This is a genomic window from Anaerocolumna sp. AGMB13020 (genome assembly GCF_033100115.1).
Taxonomy (GTDB): domain Bacteria; phylum Bacillota; class Clostridia; order Lachnospirales; family Lachnospiraceae; genus Anaerocolumna.
In genome coordinates, this window is the sequence record NZ_CP136910.1 from 2,769,724 (window position 1) to 2,787,915 (window position 18,192).

General features: G+C 39.7%; 19 protein-coding genes and 1 tRNA gene. 12 read left to right on the forward strand and 8 right to left on the reverse strand.

The features are described from left to right. Window positions 1–34: 34 nt before the first annotated feature. Entirely contained in the window at window positions 35–1,765 is a 1,731-nt protein-coding gene (locus tag R2R35_RS11170) for a S8 family peptidase (protein ID WP_317734604.1), read from the forward strand. Window positions 1,766–1,769: 4 nt separating this feature from the next. Here the strand turns inward: R2R35_RS11170 and R2R35_RS11175 are convergent, their stop codons facing one another. The 6 genes from R2R35_RS11175 to R2R35_RS11200 all read right to left on the reverse strand — a co-directional run bounded on the left by R2R35_RS11175 (window position 1,770) and on the right by R2R35_RS11200 (window position 6,472). After that, window positions 1,770–2,795: a M42 family metallopeptidase gene (locus R2R35_RS11175; protein WP_317734605.1), complete on the reverse strand. Its 1,026-nt coding sequence runs from the start codon at window positions 2,793–2,795 to the stop codon at window positions 1,770–1,772. Window positions 2,796–2,815: 20 nt separating this feature from the next. Beyond that, complete coding sequence (locus R2R35_RS11180; protein ID WP_317734606.1) at window positions 2,816–3,391, reverse strand: cyclase family protein; 576 nt, start codon at window positions 3,389–3,391, stop codon at window positions 2,816–2,818. 47 nt (window positions 3,392–3,438) lie between these two features. Next, on the reverse strand, window positions 3,439–4,191 hold the full coding sequence (locus R2R35_RS11185) for a GNAT family N-acetyltransferase (protein WP_317734607.1): 753 nt from the start codon (window positions 4,189–4,191) through the stop codon (window positions 3,439–3,441). A 117-nt stretch (window positions 4,192–4,308) separates the two neighbouring features. After that, window positions 4,309–5,067, reverse strand: a complete 759-nt coding sequence (locus tag R2R35_RS11190) for an exodeoxyribonuclease III (RefSeq protein WP_317734608.1) — start codon at window positions 5,065–5,067, stop codon at window positions 4,309–4,311. A 122-nt stretch (window positions 5,068–5,189) separates the two neighbouring features. Then, window positions 5,190–5,852 carry an HAD family hydrolase gene (locus R2R35_RS11195; protein ID WP_317734609.1) on the reverse strand — a complete coding sequence of 221 codons (663 nt, stop codon included), beginning with the start codon at window positions 5,850–5,852 and terminating at the stop codon, window positions 5,190–5,192. Between the two features lie 104 nt (window positions 5,853–5,956). Continuing rightward, the gene (locus R2R35_RS11200; protein ID WP_317734610.1) at window positions 5,957–6,472 is read right to left on the reverse strand and encodes an STM3941 family protein; all 516 of its coding nucleotides are present in this window, start codon (window positions 6,470–6,472) and stop codon (window positions 5,957–5,959) included. A gap of 232 nt (window positions 6,473–6,704) precedes the next feature. Between R2R35_RS11200 and R2R35_RS11205 the strand changes: the two genes are divergently transcribed. The 4 genes from R2R35_RS11205 to R2R35_RS11220 all read left to right on the forward strand — a co-directional run bounded on the left by R2R35_RS11205 (window position 6,705) and on the right by R2R35_RS11220 (window position 11,375). Beyond that, on the forward strand, window positions 6,705–7,559 hold the full coding sequence (locus R2R35_RS11205; protein ID WP_317734611.1) for a Cof-type HAD-IIB family hydrolase: 855 nt from the start codon (window positions 6,705–6,707) through the stop codon (window positions 7,557–7,559). Window positions 7,560–7,776: 217 nt separating this feature from the next. Next, window positions 7,777–8,256: a methylated-DNA--[protein]-cysteine S-methyltransferase gene (locus R2R35_RS11210; RefSeq protein ID WP_317734612.1), complete on the forward strand. Its 480-nt coding sequence runs from the start codon at window positions 7,777–7,779 to the stop codon at window positions 8,254–8,256. A 260-nt stretch (window positions 8,257–8,516) separates the two neighbouring features. Beyond that, the gene (locus tag R2R35_RS11215; RefSeq protein ID WP_317734613.1) at window positions 8,517–9,752 is read left to right on the forward strand and encodes an MFS transporter; all 1,236 of its coding nucleotides are present in this window, start codon (window positions 8,517–8,519) and stop codon (window positions 9,750–9,752) included. Between the two features lie 942 nt (window positions 9,753–10,694). Further along, a complete protein-coding gene (locus R2R35_RS11220) occupies window positions 10,695–11,375 on the forward strand; it encodes an acyltransferase (RefSeq protein WP_317734615.1) in 681 nt (226 codons plus the stop codon). Window positions 11,376–11,630: 255 nt separating this feature from the next. Here the strand turns inward: R2R35_RS11220 and R2R35_RS11225 are convergent, their stop codons facing one another. Beyond that, the gene (locus R2R35_RS11225) at window positions 11,631–12,206 is read right to left on the reverse strand and encodes a hypothetical protein (RefSeq protein ID WP_317734616.1); all 576 of its coding nucleotides are present in this window, start codon (window positions 12,204–12,206) and stop codon (window positions 11,631–11,633) included. 204 nt (window positions 12,207–12,410) lie between these two features. Here R2R35_RS11225 and R2R35_RS11230 point away from each other — a divergent pair. The 7 genes from R2R35_RS11230 to R2R35_RS11260 all read left to right on the forward strand — a co-directional run bounded on the left by R2R35_RS11230 (window position 12,411) and on the right by R2R35_RS11260 (window position 17,339). After that, window positions 12,411–12,481: transfer RNA gene (locus R2R35_RS11230), tRNA-Gly, on the forward strand. Window positions 12,482–12,697: 216 nt separating this feature from the next. Then, window positions 12,698–13,399 carry a response regulator transcription factor gene (locus R2R35_RS11235; protein ID WP_317734617.1) on the forward strand — a complete coding sequence of 234 codons (702 nt, stop codon included), beginning with the start codon at window positions 12,698–12,700 and terminating at the stop codon, window positions 13,397–13,399. A 3-nt stretch (window positions 13,400–13,402) separates the two neighbouring features. Further along, window positions 13,403–14,326, forward strand: a complete 924-nt coding sequence (locus R2R35_RS11240; RefSeq protein WP_317734618.1) for a sensor histidine kinase — start codon at window positions 13,403–13,405, stop codon at window positions 14,324–14,326. 123 nt (window positions 14,327–14,449) lie between these two features. Continuing rightward, entirely contained in the window at window positions 14,450–15,373 is a 924-nt protein-coding gene (locus tag R2R35_RS11245; RefSeq protein ID WP_317734619.1) for an ABC transporter ATP-binding protein, read from the forward strand. Further along, window positions 15,366–16,139 (forward strand): ABC transporter permease, encoded by a 774-nt coding sequence (locus tag R2R35_RS11250; protein ID WP_331670279.1) that lies wholly within the window; start codon window positions 15,366–15,368, stop codon window positions 16,137–16,139. The genes R2R35_RS11245 and R2R35_RS11250 overlap by 8 nt, the downstream gene beginning before the upstream one ends. An 18-nt stretch (window positions 16,140–16,157) precedes the next feature. Continuing rightward, window positions 16,158–16,970 (forward strand): ABC transporter permease, encoded by an 813-nt coding sequence (locus tag R2R35_RS11255; RefSeq protein ID WP_317734622.1) that lies wholly within the window; start codon window positions 16,158–16,160, stop codon window positions 16,968–16,970. A gap of 105 nt (window positions 16,971–17,075) precedes the next feature. Continuing rightward, complete coding sequence (locus R2R35_RS11260) at window positions 17,076–17,339, forward strand: hypothetical protein (protein ID WP_317734624.1); 264 nt, start codon at window positions 17,076–17,078, stop codon at window positions 17,337–17,339. A gap of 268 nt (window positions 17,340–17,607) precedes the next feature. Here R2R35_RS11260 and R2R35_RS11265 read toward each other — a convergent pair whose 3' ends face one another. Further along, window positions 17,608–18,153, reverse strand: a complete 546-nt coding sequence (locus tag R2R35_RS11265) for a ferritin-like domain-containing protein (protein ID WP_317734625.1) — start codon at window positions 18,151–18,153, stop codon at window positions 17,608–17,610. Window positions 18,154–18,192 lie beyond the last annotated feature (39 nt).

Sequence of the window (18,192 nt, forward strand, 5' to 3'; positions counted from 1 at the left end):
ATAAATAAAGTAATGATACCTCCGAGGCGGCAATATGACCTATTCTGAGAGATTTAAGATAATAAAAGAAGAATATGCGGATCTTATTGTCAACGAGATCAACCGGCAGGACATCTTAGATTCCTTTCCCGACAGCACCATAAGTCTGGAAGTTTCCGATTTTTCCATTGTTCATATACCAGTTGATAATATGACCTATGACAGTATTGACAGGTTTGGTTTTAACAGTATTCCTTCCTGTTTTGGTTTATTAACAGAGTATGGACATGATAGAGAAACAAAAGAAAAAAAAGAACGTCGACAGGCTCCTTTTCGGTTCAATCAAGGCTATACGGGAAAAGAGGTTCTGATTGGATTTATCGATACGGGAATAGATTATCAGAATCAGGTATTTCGAAACAAAGACGGCACCAGCAGAATTATATCCATCTGGGATCAGACAATGGTTAGCTCCGATAAACAAAAAAATATACATTATGGCGTCGAATATACAAACGAACAGATCAATCTGGCTCTGGAAGCTGCCGATCCTCTGTCCATTGTACCAAGTATTGACGAAATCGGACATGGAACTATCATGGCAGGAATTGCTGCCGGAAATGAGGGTTTTGAAAATGAATTTGCAGGTGTTGCAACAGAAGCTTCTTTAGCAGTCGTTAAGTTAAAACCTGCCAAAGCATACTTAAAGGAATTCTTTGCTATCCCTCCGGAGGCTATCTGTTTTCAGGAAACAGATATTATATTTGCTATCTACTATTTGAATAAATTAGCCAATCACCTGAACAAACCGCTTATATTATGTCTTGGTATCGGCAACAGCCAGAGCGGTTATATGGGGCAGCGTCCCATTGCCGTATATCTGGGAGCTCTCAGTAACTCTCACAAACGGGGTGTTGTAGTGGCTGCCGGCAATCAGGGGAATCGTGGCAGTCATTATTATGGAGAAATCACCTCCGGCCAGACCTTTCATAATGTAGAACTATCCGTAGGTGAAGACACCTATGGTTTTACTATGCTGTTCTGGGGAACCGCCCCTAATTGGTTCTGGATTGATTTATATGCTCCTGATGGAAGTTATATCTTTCGAATTCCCTATATAAGTGGTAACAGCCTCCTGTACACCCAAGGGGATATGACAATTATTGCAGACAGCAGAATTAAAGAAATCTATTCCTCCGAACAATATATCGCCTTGCGATTTATGCATCCCATCCCCGGTAAATGGAAGTTTTTTGTTTATGGAGGTACCTCCGATCTGCCTATGAGCTTTCACATATGGCTGCCTATCCATAATTTTTTATCAGAGGGGACGGCTTTTAAGCATCCCAATAACTATACCACCATTGTCAGTCCAGGTAATAACAACAACCTTATCTGCGCTTCTGCTTATAACCCAGATGACAAGCTTCTGTACTATTATGCCAGCAGAGGCAATGCGGTGAACAACTACCCCAAACCCGATATTACCGCGCCTGGTGTCCATTCCCTAAGCCCTTTCCTAAACAATACCTTTCTTAAGGCAACCGGCACCAGTGTTTCAGCTGCCTATGTAGCAGGGGTAATGGCTCTTTTGATGGAATGGAGCATAACAGGCGGTAACTTCCCTACGATGAACACTGCACTTATGAAGAAAATCATCACACAAAGCGCCAGCAGGAACCCGGAGGAAGATTATCCGAATCCCGATTGGGGCTATGGTATTGTCAACCTTAACGATATGGGAAAAGTTATTAACTCTATCATTCACGTGCAGGAATATCTGTAAGGATTTACTCGAGAATGTATTTCTCCAATAATTTCAGGGTGTTTTCCAACCCCTTTACATGGGTTCTTTCCATCCCATGGGAAGCATGTACGCCCTGTCCGATTAAGGCTCCCTTAATATTATTTCCACCTCTTAAGGCGGCGGAAACATCAGAACCATAATGAGGGAATATATCTACCACATAATCGATTCCGGACTTTTTGGCCAGATTGATCAGTTTTGTAGTAAGCTCATAATCATAGGGACCGGAAGAATCCTTGGCACATATGGATACTGCATATTCACTGCCGTTTAGATCCTCTCCCATCGCTCCCATATCAATTGCAATAAATTCCGTTATTTCTTCCGGAATCCAGCTCGCTCCAAAACCAACTTCCTCGTAATTGCTAATTACAAGCTTTAAGCATCTCTCCGGTATGATGTGGTCTTCATGCATATCCTTTAACAGACCTAACAGAACTGCTACAGAAGCCTTGTCATCCAGATGCCTGGACTTTACAAAACCTGCATCGGTATACTGGAAATTAGCATCAAAGCTGATATAATCACCTGTGTTGATTCCAAGTGCTAAAACGCCTTCTTTCTCTTTCACCTGTTCATCAATACGAATCTCCATATTCTTCTCACAACGCTCCAGTGTTCTGGCATCATCGTAGGTGTGAACCGAAGGGCTCTTGCTCAGAATCGTACCGGTATAGGTCTTTCCTTCTCTGGTATGTATCTTGCAGTAACTGCCTTCAATACTGTGCATGGTAAAGCCACCAACCAGTGTAATCCTAAGCATCCCTCCCGGTGTAATGGAACGAACCATAGCACCCAGGGTATCCACATGGGCAGACAGACCGAGAGTTTCTTTCGTTTTACCAGGTACTGTGATTATAAGACCACCTTTGTTACTGTTTTCGCAGGAATATCCAAACCCTTCCGCCTCTTTCCGTACATACTCCATTACTTCTTTGGTATAACCGGAGGGGCTTGGGATATTAACCAGCTTATTTATGGTTTCAATGATATATTTCATGGTTTCCATACGTTCTTCTCTCTTTCTTTTTATTTCATGTCCAGAAGCAGTGCCCTTACTGGTGCTCCGTCACTGCCTCCCAGTTTTAAGGGTGCAGCCATCAGAAAATAGTTACCGTCGGTAACCTCCTCAAGCTTAAGGCCTTCCAGTAATATGACTTCCTGACCCAGAAGCTCCCTATGCACTTCCAGCGGTGCATCCATGGGAGCAGCGCTTTGGCTTTCCACGCCAATAAGCTCCAGTCTGAACTCATTGATACATCTGGCAAGCTCCATTGTTATGGTAACCGGTCCTTTCAGAATTACTTTCTTCTCACTGTTCTTAAGGACTTCTCTTAACTCCTCTGGTGTTGGCTGGCTGTCAAAAGCTTTTACCGTGCAGTCTCCCACGCAACGGTACAGATCCAGTTCCTCCACGGTTTTTCCGTCCTTTACGAAATGAAAAGGTGCATCCAGATGCGTACCGTTATGTGCATTCATGGAAAAAACCGTTACATTACAGGGTGCTCCCTGCCCCATATCACTTACCCTTGTAAATGCAGGTACCTGATCTCCCGGATAGGTCCTGCAGGTAAATACTTCCTGTGTAATATCATATATTTTCATACATTATTTCTCCATTTTGGCTTAAACTCATTTATGTGGTTATGGCACTAGTCCGAGTCAATCGTGAAAATTAATATTTTTCCGTAAGGCTTATATCCCGCTGATAAAGCAGTGCGAATTGAAGCGGTATTATTAGGGGAACAACTATAAACGGACTCGCCGCCTCTTTCAATAACGTGACGGGCGACGGAATTAACACACTCCCGCGCATATCCTTTTTTCCGAAAATCCTTCGAAGTATCTACCCCGATATCGGCTACTATGTCCTGATACTTCCCTGTTTTATGTGCATGGGCCAAAGAAACAATTTTATTATTTTCGATAACACTATATACAATACCGTTTGGTACGCAATGGTCGGGAAAATTTACATCACCATAACATTCATAACTATTATCCGTAATTTTTACTGTTGTAATATTAGAGCTTGGCTTTGCAATCGTTTCAGCATCACACGCAAAAACGAAAGAGTTCCAAGAGCCCTTCAGCTCTTTATTAAACAATAATTTCGCTTCTTCCTTCGCTAATTCCTTTAAGGGTGAAACAAACAGGTTGTCATCGATATCATATTTTTCTACGTTTTCACGTAAAAACGCTTTTACTTTTTCAGAAGTATTCAACGGCACACTTGCAATAATGGAATCGTCATAAAACTTCACGATATAGAACATATGAATCATTCCATAACTAGGCATACAGTGATGTCTTTTCTCCGTTTCAATTATTGCTAAACCGCTACCTGTTTCTTTTGCATCTAAAAGTGAGAGTATATATTCATTAACCAACTTAAATTTTTTCATTTATGCTCAACCCCCTCAAACGCACCTATATCGATGAAAAAGTGCATATTATTCGCTGCATCCACTGAAGCATACAGCAGCTGCCAGAATAAACACTCAGTCAGAGTTTATTATAAATTACTCCAGTTCAATATCCAGTTCAACGGGGCAATGATCACTACCCTGCGTATCCTGGTGAATGATACTGTCTTTGATCTTCTCTTTTAAGGACTCTGAGACTACGAAATAGTCTATACGCCAGCCTGCATTCTTCTCTCTGGCACGGAACATATAAGACCACCAGGTATATCTGTCCGTGGCGTCAGGATAAAGGTAACGGAAGGAGTCTACAAAGCCATTGTCTAACAGCACTGTCATCTTCTCTCGCTCTTCTATTGTAAAGCCTGCATTCCTGGTATTGGTCTTGGGATTTTTGAGATCAATTTCCTTATGCGCGACATTTAAGTCTCCGCACAGAATTACCGGCTTCTGCTCGTCCAACTTCTTTAAGTGCGCTCTGAAATCATCCTCCCACTCCATACGATAGTCAAGTCTTGCAAGTTCTCTCTTGGAATTAGGGGTATATACATTCACCAGATAAAAGTTATCATACTCAAGGGTTATGACTCTGCCTTCCTTATCATGCTGTTCAATTCCTAAATCATAGGTAACTGACAGGGGCTCCTTCTTTGTAAAGATAGCAGTTCCAGAATAACCTTTCTTCTCCGCACTGTTCCAGTATTCATGATAACCTTCAAAGGTATGCTCCCATTGTTCCTTCTGCATCTTGGTTTCCTGAATACAGAAAAAATCTGCATCCTGTTCTTTAAAGAATTCCTCGAAACCTTTGCCGAGGCAAGCTCTTAAACCATTTACATTCCATGAAATAAATCTCATAATAATCTATCTCCTTACTCTAAATTGTATATTAGTTTACAGGTAACGGGGTGTGAAAGCTGTTGTCCGAATTACTGTTCACGAGATTTTCACTTTACAGTATGAAGAAATTCTTCCTAGGTTTAACGGTCACACTCCAGTAAAATGTCTTTTAATTCATTGAGATCTGCGGCAATTTTGTCTGCTCCTGCTTCCAGAAGCTCATCCCTGCTGCCAAAGCCATAGAGCACACCAATAGAGGCAATACCATTTTCTTTGGCTCCTAAAATATCATGAAGCCTGTCCCCAATCATGACTACCTGGTCCTTCTCTTTAATTCCATTCTCTTCAAGGGCATATGCTATTACTTCACCTTTCTTCGATCTGGTCTCATCAAGATTTGAACCACAGATATCAGTAAAATACTGCTCCAGATTAAAGTGCTTAAATATTCTCTCTGCAAATATCTCCGGCTTCGAGGTTGCAACGATAAGGATCTTTCCGGCTTTAACAAGGCTCTCCAGGAGTTCCTCTATACCTTCATATTTAATATTCATGAAAATACCCTTGTCTACAAAGTATTCTCTATAATAACCGATTACTTCCTCAATCTGAATGTCATCAAGACCAAAGAACTCTCTCAGCCCTCCTGCTAACGGAGGCCCGATATGCCTTTTTAATATGCTTCGGTCTTCTACTTTAATCCCTATATGAGACAATGCATATTGAAGGGATTTGGTTATTCCTTCTTCCGGGTCTGTTATTGTGCCGTCTAAGTCAAATAATATATATTTTTTATTCATCATTGCTCTTATCCTCCTGCCTTGGCACACATCTATCGGAGATTAAAAACATTTATCTATTTTACTCCATGCTGTATGTTTAAGCTCATCTTTTTGCTGTAAGCCCTTTAGTCATACAAGCTTCGGTAATCCTTCAGACGCTTCTTTAAAAGTGTATAAATATCTTCCAGGGACATATCTTTGGCATTGCCTACAAAAAGCAGAAATACCGGCTTTTCATTATTTTTATTAATCAAAGCCGTCTGCTGCTTCAATGGTGACAGCTTGCCGATAAAGGCTTCTTCATCCCTTGGTATGATTCCAATGGCATCATCTTCTGCTACAATACAAAACTGTTCAATATCCTGATAGGAAAGTAAGCCGACGGAGCCCTTGGAGGAGCTGTCTATAATACCGTCAAAGGTAATGGTAATCAAAGATTTCTTCTCGGAAGCCTTTAAAAGATTTATGATACATCTGATTCCGATTATAATTGTCGCTAGAACTCCTGCAAAACCCAGCAGTATATACCTTTCACGAAATCCTGTCACCCATAGGGTTACCGACAGGAAAAGCAAGGCAAAAGACTGCATACAGCGCCGCACGGCTTTTGTCTGTTTTTCCTCAATAATAATCTTTTCCACGTTACTCCCATCTGCTTTCTTACCACTTAGCTTCCAATCTTTCTTTCATTCTATATGGAAAACCTTGAAAATGCAAGTAACCCTGGCGAATAATTCACGATAAATCACGCTGTAATTTTTTTAATTTGACGTTTTATATTGGCTCTAGTATACTTAAATTCAGTTACTTGGATTAGCAATGTATACCACTGAGCGGCTTTGGAAGATAAGGCCAGCCGGAAAGAAGAATCGAATGAAAACCTTATATATTTCAGATTTAGACGGTACCCTATTAAATAGCAATGCCGAGCTTTCTTCCTATACCATAGAGACTATAAATTCTTTGATTGAAAAGGGTATGGATTTTACCATTGCCACTGCCAGAACCGCAGCTACGGTGACACATATTCTTGCACCTCTTAACCTATCGGTGCCTGTAATTCTCATGAATGGTGTTATCCAATATAATATACAGCAAAAGGAATATTTAAATACATTTTATCTTTCCCGGGAAACAGCTGAGATAATCTTAAACACCGCCAAACAATGTGACCTAACAGGATTTTTATACCGGATCAAGGATAATTGTCTGGAAACCTACTATGAAAAGCTTACCAATAATGGAATGACAGAGTATTACACCGAAAGAACGGTTAAATTCAATAAGGTGTTTACCCAGGTGGAGAATCTCTTAACTGCGGCAGGTGATCACAGTATTTATTATGCACTGCTTGATAAGTACGAAGCGCTGCTGCCGGCATATGAAGTATACCGGAATTTACCTGGTGTTGCTACTGCCTTCTACCAGGATAATTACAGTAAGGAGGGTATGTGGTTTCTTGAGGTATTCAGCCTTCATGGAACGAAATATAATGCAGCCATGTCTCTGCGGCAGTCTCTGGGGTATGACCGGGTAGTCTGCTTTGGCGATAACCTTAATGACCTTCCGATGTTCAAAGCCAGCGATACGGCCTGTGCCGTAGGCAATGCAAAGGAAGAAGTAAAGACAGCTGCTGATCACGTAATTAAGTGCAATACAGAGGATGGTGTTGCAAGATGGCTATTAGAGAACTTTGAGAAAGACAATAAGTGTACGCCTTGCTTGTAAAGTATCACATTTGTAGGTATATGTAATGTACAAGAGGGTATTGAGCGCAGCTTCAGTTCGCACCCTTACCCTTGTTGTGGAAGTACCCCCATCTGTAGGCAGTGCAGCATATAAGGGGGCACTGTTGTGAATCTATCGCAAAAGCTTGATACACACCCTTGTTGAAGAAGCATTGCCTTTATCAGAACAAGGTACAAGGAGAGCTAGTGAGAAAGGAATGGTAGTTACGATGAAGAATTCCATTATTTTTGATACGATAATCGGAAAACTCTATCTTGCAGAAACAGATGGAGCCATATCACACCTGTATTTTGCAGGAGACCCCTCAGAATATGAAACTGCTGGCGTTGAAACACCGCTGCTAAGAGAAGCCCGCAGCCAGATTAACTCCTATCTGGAGGGTAAGCGGACAAGCTTTGATCTTCCCCTGTCCCCCAAAGGTACACCTTTTCAGGAAAAGGTGTGGGAAGCACTTCAAACCATTCCCTACGGTGAAACCATAAGTTATAAGGAGCTGGCAACCCGTGCCGGAAACCCCAAAGCCAGCAGAGCGGTAGGTATGGCAAATAATAAAAATCCCATTTCCGTAATTATCCCCTGTCACCGTGTAATCGGAGCAAACGGACAACTGGTGGGTTATGGTGGCGGACTGCCATTAAAGGAACAACTACTGCGCCTTGAAGGTGTTTTATCTTAAGAAGGACAACCTAAAATTATAGATTAAATAAAAAATGAATTATATCCGATAAATTCCCAGGGTGTGTTTTCAGATTGCTTGTACCAGGAAAGGCTTTCCTGACGATCCAATGAGTTTTTAAACACACCCCCACAGCGTTCTGTACCTGCCTTTGTTCGTTACCGGAGTGTTTCAGGCACTTTAATAACGGGTAATATGCAAAGGCAGCTTCAGAACGCTTTGTTAAGCTTACAATTAAATTAAATGATAACGAGGTAATCATGGAATCCATTGCCAGAAGGCTTACACTTAAGTTTGGTTTCATTCAGTCCAGTTACTGGATCAGCCAATGTGCTATAAACAGCTTTGCCGCAGTTTATCTGCAAGCCAAGAATTTTGAGAACACTCAGATAGGCTTCATCCTCTCCTTTGCAGCGATTCTGTCCCTGCTCCTGCAGCCCTTAGTTGCTTCTTTTGCCGATAAATCAAAAAAAGTAACCTTAAGGCATATGTTATTGGTATTGATGTTTTCCGTATTTGGATTGGGCCTTTTACTATATTTTCTTCCCGATTCCTTCCTGCTTATTACGGTAATTTATATACTGATAAATGCTGTTGAGTATACGGTTAATCCGCTGTTTAATTCTCTGGCCATGGAATACATGAATCAGGGTGTACCTATGAATTATGGTCTGGCAAGAGGCATGGGTTCCATTACTTTTGCAGTTATGTCCTTTTTACTTGGTTCCCTGGTAGACAGGTTCGGTGCTGACATCATATTGCCGGTATTCTTAATCTGTTACATATTTGTTATTCTCTCAACCTTTCTCTTTCGTGAGAAGCTGCCGGAATTTACACCGGAGCAGAAGGAGATAATGGGATATACGGAAGGAGCTGGACAGGGAGAGGTTAAGGAAGCCTCCAATATCCTGACCTTCTTTCGAAACCATAAATTATTTCTGGTTATGCTATGCGGAGTCGCCATGATTTTTTACTCCCATGTGCTTATAAATACTTACCTGATTAATATTATCGAGAATGTAGGCGGTGCCAGTGCTGATATGGGGATTTCCCTTTCGATCTCTGCTGCTTTAGAGCTTCCCACTATGGCATTGTTTATTTATATCGTGAGAAAAATCAAAGGCACAAAGCTGATTAAAATATCCGCTTTTTTCTTTGTAGTAAAATGTTTGATAACCCTGCTGGCACCTAATGTTGCCATGGTATACTTTTCTATGTGTTTTCAGCTGATTGCCTTTGCATTGTTTACACCAGCTTCTATCTATTATGTCAACGATTTGATTGAGAAAGAGAACAGGGTAAAGGGGCAGTCCATGCTTGGTGTGGCTAATATAGCCGTTGCCGGAACCCTGGCTAATCTGACTGGCGGCAGGTTACTGGATGCTTATGGTGTTTCTGCCATGTTGATTGTCGGAACCATCGTTACTGCTGTTGGATTTTTATTGATATGCTTTAGTATAAGGGATAGTGATGGAGAAGTTTCTTCCAGGGATTAAAAGAAGGACGGACGAGGCTTAATAAATTTAATAAAATAATAGTAATGTACAGGCTAATGATTAATAACTCAACTTTCCCAGCTGATATCTCCAAACAAATCCTTAATAAATGCTAAATTTCGTTATAGCGGTTACTTTTTGAAGCAGAAGATTGCAGGTTAAATCCAGTTGAAAAAGTTGTATCCATCAGACCATCCCAGGGTAAGAAGCGTAAATCCTTTCTGGCATTTATGTTCTACATGGTCAAAGATACGAGCAAGTAATTCCACTGATTTGCTACGATTTCGTTTAATAACCGAATCATCAAGAATAAGAACTTTTACCCTTTCTGATCTGGTAAGAGTATCAAATGTTGATGTAACTCTAACAACAAGGAGCAGAAGAAACTTGCTCCAGTTATAGGAAGTTTCGTTAAGAAAACAGTAATATGTATTTTAGAAACCGCCTGGTCTTTATGTTTAGAATTCAGAAAGCGGAATAAATTCTTTCCGTGAAAAGCTAGCAGTAGTAAAAATTGAAATACCTCATATGCGGAAATACCACAGGATTTAGTTATATTGGATTTACGCATAAGTTTTCCAATTTGAAAATCTTTTAATGCTTTAGAAAACTGATTTTGAGTATTTTCTTTTTATCATTTTGGTATATCATAAGGTTCAGCACCTTTTCTTGATATTTTGATGTTTGTTGTGAACTTATTATATCAGAAATTTGGTGCTATTTTTATGTCAATACACCGATTTATGGAATTGTTTTGCTTAAAAAATCAACCATTCTCAATAGTTATGTTGGTGGGAAAGTTGAGTTTATTATAATAAAGGTACACCCATTTGTACAATTACTGCCAAATATAGATTAATACGGAGATTGCATAATATAATATAGAAGTAAGATAAATAGGGCATAACGTGGTGATTTATTATAAAAAATGGAGGGTGATGGATGTTAAAGAATATCGCTAAAAACTACATAAAATCGAATCCAGATAAGATAGCCTATTTGTTAAGGCTTCATAATCGCATTTTAGGTTTCAATAAGATAAGAATTTCTCCAAACAATAAGATAAAAATTGGCGCAGTACTTATGAAGAATACAACAATCATGGTAAAGGGAAGTAATAATACAATCACGGTTAAGAATTTATCGAGATTAGTAAACTGCAGTATATATATTAGTGGAAATAATAATCACATTGTAATTAGTAGAAGAGCCGGTTTAAATAAAACTGACTTACATATGGAAGATGATAATAATAAAATTTTTATCGGAGAAAATACTTCAATCTTTGGTGATACGCAACTTGCGGCTATGGAAGGAACCTCAGTTAGGATTGGAAGGGATTGTATGTTTTCGAGTGATATTCAATTTAGAACGGGTGATAGTCATTCTATTATAGATTCCAATGGAAAACGGCTTAATCCATCCGAAAATATCTATATTGGTAATCATGTATGGATAGGCACAAAAGTGATTTGCTTAAAAGGGGTTCATATTGCAGATAATTGTATTGTTGGTGCAGGCTCTCTATTAACAAAGAAATTTAACGAAGAAAATGTCATTGTGGCAGGTAATCCGGCAAAGATTGTAAAGCATAACATTAATTGGTTAGTGAAAAGAATATGACTTAAAAGAACGTAAATCCTTTCTGAGAATAAGAACTTTTACTCGTTCTGGTCTGGTAAGTGTATCGAATGCTGATGTAACTTTAACAGCAAGGAGCAGAAGAAACCGCTCCAATTATAGTAAGTTTCGTTAAGAAAACACCAAACTACTAACGTTATGCGCCACTCTGAATAGACACCTTTATTATTTCACTTGTCTATTTAAAGTGGCGCATACTTTTCTATTAAGAAAAATATTAAATTTTTACTTTTCTAATTAATATCTTGCTTTTCTTCCGCTAACACTTACGGGAATATTAACGACCTTCTGAAGAGGTTTCCATACGGCATAGGCTATGGTGAAGTCGATCATACTGTGAATAATTGTACCTGCTCCTACTAATAAGATAACTGAGAAGAGGTAGCCTTTATCATAGTAAGTACTGGACACATTATTACCCCAATAGAACAGTGTTACCACTGCAACTTCACTGACTGCATGGATAAGAGCCATTAAAAGACCAAAAACTGCAGAACCTTTTACAGTGCTTAATAATTTCGGATTCTTCTTAAGCATAAATGAGCCGATGGCTACAAAAACAACATGTGACAATGCTCTTAAAACTACAACAATCGGAAAACCTGCTAATAAAAAGCCCATTGCTGAGATCAGTGCAACGGATATTGCCACATAAGGTGATATAAACATTGCTATAAATACGGGAACATGGCTTGCCAAGGTATAGGAAGCAGGTTCTAAAATAAATTTTGGTGCAAACATCGGAATTACGATGCCTATTGCTGACAGTAATGCTGCGATTGTCATTTTTTGAATAGAATTCTTACTGTTCATCTGATTTCCCCCAGTTTTAAATTTGAGTGCAAGCTTAACTTCCTCCCGGACTGTTAAGTTGGCTGTCTTGTCACCTGTAATCACCTGTATTGTATTAAATTTAACAAGTAATGTCAAGGGAAATTTTTAGATGTTTAGAAAATTTTATTTTTAGGTTGAATTTTCCAGTTGATGGTTTTATAATTAGGGAGTAAACCGTTATGTGCGGATATAGTTTAATGGCAAAATTCGAGCTTCCCAAGCTTGTGTTGCGGGTTCGATTCCCGTTATCCGCTGTCCCGTATCAAACAGAAAACACGCTAATTGCTAATATCTCAAGGCATGAAGCGTGTTTTTATTTTTCTTAAAAGTTCATGATTTACTTATCGTATTGAATTATTTCTAAACTATGCAACAAGAACTCCAATACTTATCAGTGGATATTTGCAACAGCGTGATTTATATTTAGTATTGAGAGAAAATACCAATTAATAAATAGAAGGGGGAGTAACTTGGCTTACAATATTTTAGTAATTGATGATGACAAAGAACTATGCTCTTTAATTAAACAAAGCATATTGAAAGAGCAGATAAACTCTGATTGCTGCTATTCCGGTACAGACGGACTTACCTTGCTTAAAAAAAACAATTACCAGCTAATTCTTCTGGATGTGATGATGCCAGGAATGGATGGTTTTCAGACTATGGAGCAAATAAGGATGAAAAGCAGCATACCCATTCTGATGCTCACTTCTAAAAATGACAGCATGTCAAAAGTTCAGGGGCTGCGTAGTGGTGCAGATGACTATTTAACAAAACCCTTCGATATGGAGGAACTGATTGCCAGGATTATTTCTTTGATACGCAGATATACACGCTTTAACTCGGCAGGCAATGGCAATTACACACAGCCCCTTACCTACAAAGGGCTGACAATAGATTTTGACAATCGGAGCGTGACCACACAAAATGGTACCTTCGAACTGCCGCCGAAAGAATTTGATCTTTTGGTCTTTTGCGCTAAAAACCAGGGAAGAATTTTAACCAAACAGCAAATTTATGAAGAAGTTTGGGGTGAGCCCTATGTTTATGATGACAGCAACATTATGGCCATCATCAGCCGACTACGGAAAAAGATTGAACCCAGTCTTGGAGCGCCGCTGTATATCCAAACGATAAAAGGAATTGGCTATCGCTTTAACAAGGAGGTATAGATTATGCTTTGGGATATAGTTTTAAGCCTTTTATTTTTCCTCGCCCTCTTGTTTGGTTTTGTATGTTTTTCAAAACTAATCGGTGTAAAACGACAACTTACATATATAACCGAGGTTCTGGATGATATTCAGTCAGGAAACGGCAACCGAAAAATCCTTACGACAGACACTCAATTGACCGCAGAGCTTTCCTTCAAAATGAATGAGATTATATATGCCTATGAAGAACAGCTTTCGCAACTGCGGGCGGCAGACGAAGCCAACCGCCAGTTAATGACCAGTCTTTCCCATGATGTGAGAACACCCCTTACAACCCTGTTGGGTTACTTGGATGCTGTTCACAGAGGAGTTGTTACCGGAAAAACCCGTGAGGATTACCTTGATATTGCGAGAAAAAAAGCCCACAATCTAAAAGACTATATTGATGTTCTATTTGACTGGTTTAAGCTCAACTCCAGTGAATTTTCTTTATCCATAAAACCGCAAGAGCTTGCGGAGCTAACACGTCATATCCTCAAAGACTGGATTCCGATTTTTGAGGAAAAAAATCTGGATTATGAAATTGAGCTTCCAGAAAAACCGCTGCTTACAAGAGTGGATTCGGATGGGTATTCTCGCATCATAAATAATTTAGTCCAAAATGTCATGAGTCATAGTCAGGCGACACAAATCAAAATTGAAATGGTTCAACAGGAAAATGCAATAGAAATTCACATAACGGATAATGGGATTGGAATTGAAAAACTAGATTTACAGCATATCTTTGAAAGATTGTATAAATGTGATAAAGGACGTTCGGATAAGGGAAGCGGATTAGGCCTTTCCATTGTCCGGCAGATGGTGGAGAAAATGGATGGCCACATCACGGCACAAAGTGAGCCAGACCTATACACAATTTTCACTGTTTCCTTTCCTTTAGAGGCATGAACGAATCCCTGTCTATCAGCAGGGGTTCGTTTTTTAAATTGCAAGGTTAATGCAAGACAACGGCAAGGTTAATGCAAGATTGACAGGATAGACTGATTTCAGTAAGAGAAGGAGGTTCTTCATTTGAGTGATTTTATCATTGAAACAAAAAATCTCACCAAACAATATGGTGAGCAGAAAAGTGTTACAAATTTGAATATCCATGTAAAAAAGGGCCGTATCTATGGTTTACTCGGCAGGAATGGCGCAGGTAAAACCACGGCTATGAAAATGCTCTTAAATCTGACACGGCCTACTTCCGGAGAAGTTCAGATCTTTGGCAAAAGCATTCAGGGAAACGAAAAGAGAATTCTGCCCCGCATCGGAAGCTTAATCGAAGCACCAGGGTTTTACCCGAACTTGACTGGTACAGAGAACCTGAAAATTTTTGCTCAGCTCAGAGGTGTTTCCAAACGTACCGCTGTCAAGGAGGCATTAGAAGTTGTTGGACTTGCTTATGGGGATAAGAAACTGTTTTCTCAATACTCTCTCGGCATGAAGCAACGTTTAGCGATTGCCCTTGCTATTATGCACGATCCGGAGCTGCTGATTTTGGATGAGCCAATCAACGGTCTTGACCCCATAGGGATTGCAGAAGTGCGATCATTTATCCGGAATTTATGCGACGCTCGGGGAAAATCGTTTCTGATTTCCAGCCATATTCTTTCAGAAATAGCACTTTTAGTAGATGATGTCGGCATTATTGATCACGGCGTGCTGTTGGAAGAAGAAAGCCTTGCCGAACTGGAAAAAAAGAATGGGAAGTACATCCACTTTATTGTTTCTGACACAGCACAGGCTGCCAGAATCATAGAGAGAAATTTCAGAACTAATAATTTCACAGTGGATAATGATCATAGTCTGCGCCTACATGATAACAATTTTTCTGTGGCTGCCCTTAACCGTGCATTTATTGAAAACGGATTGGAGGTATCCGAAGCTCACACCTGTGAAGATACCCTGGAGGATTACTTCAAGCGCATAACCGGAGGTGAGGGCATTGCGTAATCTGCTTCTAAATGAATTTAGAAAATTTAAAAGAAAGAAAATATTTTTCTATGGAATATTGGCAGCATTCATTTTTCCTCTTTTTAATGCAGTGTTGTTGTCAGATTCCAACTTTGCAAGTATCCAGTCCGGCGTAAGAGAGGATAACGCCTTTTTGCTATTAATGCCCTTACTGATTATCCTGGCAGCTAATCTGTTTTTTGTTGAGCAGGATAATGACACCTTAAAGAATCTGCTTTGCATACCAATATCAAAAAATCAATTGGTCCGTGTAAAGTTATTGGTTTTGCTAATTTTTTCAGTTGCATTTCAGTTAATGGGTTTTACAGTAAGCACGGCAATTGCAGTTTCTCAAAACATCCCGCTGACTGATCTTGCTTTTCAATTCCTGCTCACAGCCTCATCAGGGATACTCATGTGGGCTGCTGCGCTTCCCTGTGTTGTGCTGGTTGTATGGTTTAATAAAAGCTATATTCTCTCGGTAATTATCGTGTTCTTTTACACCCTGTGTAATTATGTGATGCATTTCAGCAATGCGATTATGATGCAGCCTTTAGGGATAAATGCAGGAACCCTGATGCCTGTTCCCATGATCTTTCGGTGGCTATACCAATTTTACACGCCCACTGGTGAAATACAGACTGAATTTTACAATCGATTCAGCCCGTACTTTGTATCGGCACCCGTATGCTTTGGCATGCTTTTATTGGAAGCGGCCGTTTGTATGTATTTGATGATCCGCCTCTATCGGCGCAGAGAAGTTTGAGGAAAGGAGAGCTCTTTCATGGTTCGTATTATAAAAACTGAATTTTTGAAACTAAAAAGATTTCATATTTTGCTTATTGGCCTCATTGGTATGACGCTTCCTGCCATTTTGTCTGTATTCACACAGGCAGTCGCTACACCGGAGGTCACAACACAGGATTATGGCTTTTCATCTCTTTTTAATAGTACCATTTGGAATAGCACAACAATTTTTATGCCCGTTATATATACATTGATAGGCGGCTATCTGATCAACCGTGAATACACAGATAACACACTGAAAAACATTTTTCCTGTTCCCATAAGCTTTCAACGTCTGCTGTCCGGAAAACTGCTGGCTATGGGCATTTTAAGCGTACTGTTTGGCTTTTACAGCTATACTGTAACACTGGTTGTCGGATTGCTGTCGGGTCTTTCCGGACTTAATGCCGGAATTTTATTTACCGGGCTTTTGCAAATGCTCGGAATATCACTTTTAACCTATATCGCCGTTCTGCCGATTATGGCATTTACCAGCAGGAAACCCGGGCTATTCATAGGAGGTGTTATCATAGCCTTTCTCTTTGGATATAGTTCCATGTTCATCAAAGATGTCACGATGCGCAGCTTATACCCGATCCTGTCTGGACTAACAATTATGGGGTTCGATACGGGAACCTTCATGAACACTTCAGAAACGGGGAATCTTACACTATCCCTGCTATCCTTGACGGTCATGCTTTTACTCACAACTGTGATTGTACTGCAGACAAAATCACCAAAACCAGCTTCTGCACATAAAAAGCATAAAGCGGTCAGTATGTTCCTCTGGTCGAGGCAAAAAGGCCTATAATTTCAATATCCGCAAAGAATATCTGCGGGAAATTATATTGTTTCAGATGGTGATGAGTATCTGGTTGGATCGAGTTAGAGTTAATTGAAAGAGGTGACACACTCTATGAAAGATAAAATATTAAGCAAGCTTGCTTTGATTACCATTTTTGTACCGCTGACGGTAGTATTCTTTTGGGAACCAGATACCCCCAACGCAACCTCGCTGCTCATTGGATATTTTATTTTTATTGCACTTAGTTTTTGCTATACCCTGTTTCTATTTATTAGTAAGTATTTAAGAAATACAGATACTAAGATTGCGCTTAGTGTAAACGGTCTATATCTTGCTGGCATATTATTTCTTGTGATACTTCCACGTGTTTTCTAATCATGTCACAAAATTATACGAAATCCCTTCAACCCCGTAAAGGTTGGAGGGGTTTGTATGTGTTAGTTAATACAGACTACTCCTAGGTATTTGCAGCAGCGATATAAAGGTATTTCAACCATATATATGAATTAATTAAATAAAGCACGGAAATCCCCCCATGCCTTATTTAAAATATTCTGTTTCTGCATAACCCAAAAGCAGCATAAATTATCTACAGACTGAGTTTCTATCTCCATAATACAGAAATGCATAAATGCATCTATCTCTATGCGGTGCAAGAGTTTCTAGCGTAAAGATAGCTGTAAAGGATTCCATGCCTGATTTCATCCGTTATAATTTCAGTCATCATGTTGATATGAACACGGTCCTGCATTGCGTAGAGAATTTTACGATATTTTTGGACAGCATTCTGCTCTCCCAGTAAGGCTCGACCCAAACCCTCACAATAACTTTCCGGTTCGATAAACTGCTCCCCCTGCATCTGCTGGGACATCATACCGGTTAATTCATAGAAGAGCTGATTAAATAACGTATAGTGGCCAATTTCATTATCACGAATCCCAGCTATTATATTACGCTCTTCTTCAGAGGGTGCTGCCTGTAGCAGCCATGCATAGAACATTCTATCCTCTGTTTCACCAGATAAAGCCTCTTGTATTAAGTCAAGTGCATTCTGCAGATTTTGAGGATATAAGAATTTATCATCTGATTGTGTCTCTTGTGCGGCTCCGATTGTATCCTCTGCTGGCATATACGGATTAACCTGACCGTAATAATAAGGATGGTAATTGCTGTAGTCACTATAATACATTGTTGAACTCCTAAGTTATACTTTCAATATTATATGATG

Excerpts from the sequence above, each read along its gene's own strand:
- R2R35_RS11225 (WP_317734616.1), bottom strand. The coding sequence starts at position 12,206 with ATGAACAGTAAGAATTCTATTCAAAAAATGACAATCGCAGCATTACTG.
- R2R35_RS11170 (WP_317734604.1), top strand. The coding sequence starts at position 35 with ATGACCTATTCTGAGAGATTTAAGATAATAAAAGAAGAATATGCGGAT.
- R2R35_RS11190 (WP_317734608.1), bottom strand. The coding sequence starts at position 5,067 with ATGAGATTTATTTCATGGAATGTAAATGGTTTAAGAGCTTGCCTCGGC.
- R2R35_RS11260 (WP_317734624.1), top strand. The coding sequence starts at position 17,076 with ATGAAAGATAAAATATTAAGCAAGCTTGCTTTGATTACCATTTTTGTA.
- R2R35_RS11210 (WP_317734612.1), top strand. The coding sequence starts at position 7,777 with ATGGTAGTTACGATGAAGAATTCCATTATTTTTGATACGATAATCGGA.
- R2R35_RS11215 (WP_317734613.1), top strand. The coding sequence starts at position 8,517 with ATGGAATCCATTGCCAGAAGGCTTACACTTAAGTTTGGTTTCATTCAG.
- R2R35_RS11205 (WP_317734611.1), top strand. The coding sequence starts at position 6,705 with ATGAAAACCTTATATATTTCAGATTTAGACGGTACCCTATTAAATAGC.
- R2R35_RS11175 (WP_317734605.1), bottom strand. The coding sequence starts at position 2,795 with ATGGAAACCATGAAATATATCATTGAAACCATAAATAAGCTGGTTAAT.
- R2R35_RS11180 (WP_317734606.1), bottom strand. The coding sequence starts at position 3,391 with ATGAAAATATATGATATTACACAGGAAGTATTTACCTGCAGGACCTAT.
- R2R35_RS11195 (WP_317734609.1), bottom strand. The coding sequence starts at position 5,852 with ATGATGAATAAAAAATATATATTATTTGACTTAGACGGCACAATAACA.
- R2R35_RS11240 (WP_317734618.1), top strand. The coding sequence starts at position 13,403 with ATGCTTTGGGATATAGTTTTAAGCCTTTTATTTTTCCTCGCCCTCTTG.
- R2R35_RS11265 (WP_317734625.1), bottom strand. The coding sequence starts at position 18,153 with ATGTATTATAGTGACTACAGCAATTACCATCCTTATTATTACGGTCAG.
- R2R35_RS11255 (WP_317734622.1), top strand. The coding sequence starts at position 16,158 with ATGGTTCGTATTATAAAAACTGAATTTTTGAAACTAAAAAGATTTCAT.
- R2R35_RS11220 (WP_317734615.1), top strand. The coding sequence starts at position 10,695 with ATGTTAAAGAATATCGCTAAAAACTACATAAAATCGAATCCAGATAAG.
- R2R35_RS11185 (WP_317734607.1), bottom strand. The coding sequence starts at position 4,191 with ATGAAAAAATTTAAGTTGGTTAATGAATATATACTCTCACTTTTAGAT.